Annotated in this window: 1 protein-coding gene; it reads left to right on the top strand. The window is 70.6% G+C overall.

Features of this window, described 5'->3' with window-relative positions; all coding sequences use genetic code 11:
- Positions 1–1,758 (top strand): arginine--tRNA ligase (argS, locus tag U4E84_RS16765; RefSeq protein ID WP_322533244.1); only part of this gene is annotated, 1,758 nt, incomplete at its 5' end.
- Between the last annotated feature and the right edge of the window lie 182 nt (positions 1,759–1,940).

The following is a 1,940-nucleotide window of genomic DNA, read 5'->3' as shown; positions in this document are numbered from 1 at the left end:
GACCTCCCGACCGACGACCTCGGCATCGAACGCCCGCCCGACGACATGGACGCGACGCTCGCCTCCAGCGTCGCCTTCCGGCTCGCGGGCGAGGTCGGCGACGCGCCCCCGAACGTGGCCGCGACGGTCGCGGACGCGGTCGACGCCGACGGGTACACCTACCTCGCCGGAGTCGACACCGCGGGCCCGTACGTCAACTTCCACGCCGACGAGCGCTACCTCGTCGACACGCTCGACGCGGCCGCCGTCGACGCGGGGTACGGCGCGCTCCCCGACCGCGATACCTCGGTCGTGGTCGAGCACACGAGCGCGAACCCGACCGGGCCGGTCCACGTCGGCCGCGCGCGCAACCCGATCGTCGGCGACGCCGTGGCGAACCTCTTGGAGTACGCCGGCTACGACGTCGACCGCCACTACTACGTCAACGACGCGGGCCGCCAGATGGCGGTGTTCACGTGGGCCTACGAGCGGTTCGACGAGTCGGACCTGGAGGAGGAGCCCGCGCGCGACCGCGCCGAGTACGACCTCGTCCGCTACTACCGGACGGGGAACGCCTTCCTGGAGGAGGCCGACGCCGACGAGGTGGAGGCCGCGGAAGCCGAGATTCAGTCGATCCTGCAGGGGCTCGAGGCCGGCGACGAGGAGACGTACGAGCGCGTCGGCGCGGTCGTCGACGCGGTGCTCGGCGGGATGAAGGACTGTCTCGCCCGGCTTCCGGCCGAGTTCGACGAGTTCGTCAAGGAGACGCGGTTCATGCGCGACGGCTCCACCGACGAAATCGCCGCGCGGCTCAAGGAGACCGAGCAGGCCGTCTACGAGGAGGACGCCTGGCAGCTGGAGCTCGACGAGTGGGGGATCGACAAGAACCTCGTCTTCCTGCGCTCGGACGACACCAGCCTCTACACCACCCGCGACCTGGCGCACCACGAGTGGAAGTTCGCCAACTACGACCGCGCCGTGACGGTGCTCGGCGAGGACCACAAGCTGCAGGCCGACCAGCTCGACGCGACCCTGGAGCTGCTCGGCAACGACACGGACCGGCTCGGCCACGTCATCTACTCGTACGTCAACCTCCCCGACGGGAAGATGTCCACCCGGCGGGGGACCGGCGTGATGCTCGACGACCTGCTCGACGAGGCGATCGACCGCGCCCGCGAGGCGGTCGAGAGCCGGATGGACGACCGCATCCGCGACGACGACCTCACCGAGACGGACGTCGAGCGCATCGCCCACCAGGTCGGCATCGGCGCGGTCCGGTACGACATCGTCTCGAAGCAGCCCGCGAAGGCGATCACCTTCGAGTGGGAGGACGCGCTCGACTTCGAGGGGCAGTCCGCCCCGTTCGTCCAGTACGTCCACGCGCGCTGTTGCGGCATCCTCGACGAGGCGGCCGCCGCCGGCGTGGAGGTCCCGGGCGTGACGGGGGACGCGGACGGGTCCGAGGGCCGGGTCGACCCCGACGCCCTCGACGTCGACGCCGCGATATTCGAGACCGACGCGGAGCACGACCTCCTCCGCGAGGTCGCGCGGTTCCCGGCCGTCGTCGAGGCGGCGGCCGACGACCTGGAGCCGCACACGGTCGCCACGTTCACCCGCGAGTTCGCGGACGCCTACAACGCCTTCTACCGGGAGTGCCCGGTCGTGACCGCCGAGGACGACGAGCTCCGAGCCGCCCGCGTCGCGCTCGTCGCGGCCGCGAAGCACACGATGGCGAACGCGCTCGACGTGCTCGGGGTCGAGGCGCCCGAGTCGATGTAGGAGCGGGTGATCAGAGTCGTCGGTCCGTTCTTTTCGATCGACGTGGTGTCGTCGTCGCGGCGATCACCTCCAAAGCCCCAGCCGCTCGGCCGTACGTGATCGACGACTCCACGGCGATCACCTCCAAAGCCCCAGCCGCTCGGCCGTACGTGATCGACGACTCCACGGCGATCACCTCCAAA

The sequence above is a fragment of the Halorubrum sp. AD140 genome, assembly GCF_034497445.1.
Classification (GTDB): Archaea; Halobacteriota; Halobacteria; order Halobacteriales; family Haloferacaceae; genus Halorubrum.
This window is presented reverse-complemented; position numbering and strand designations above follow the sequence as displayed.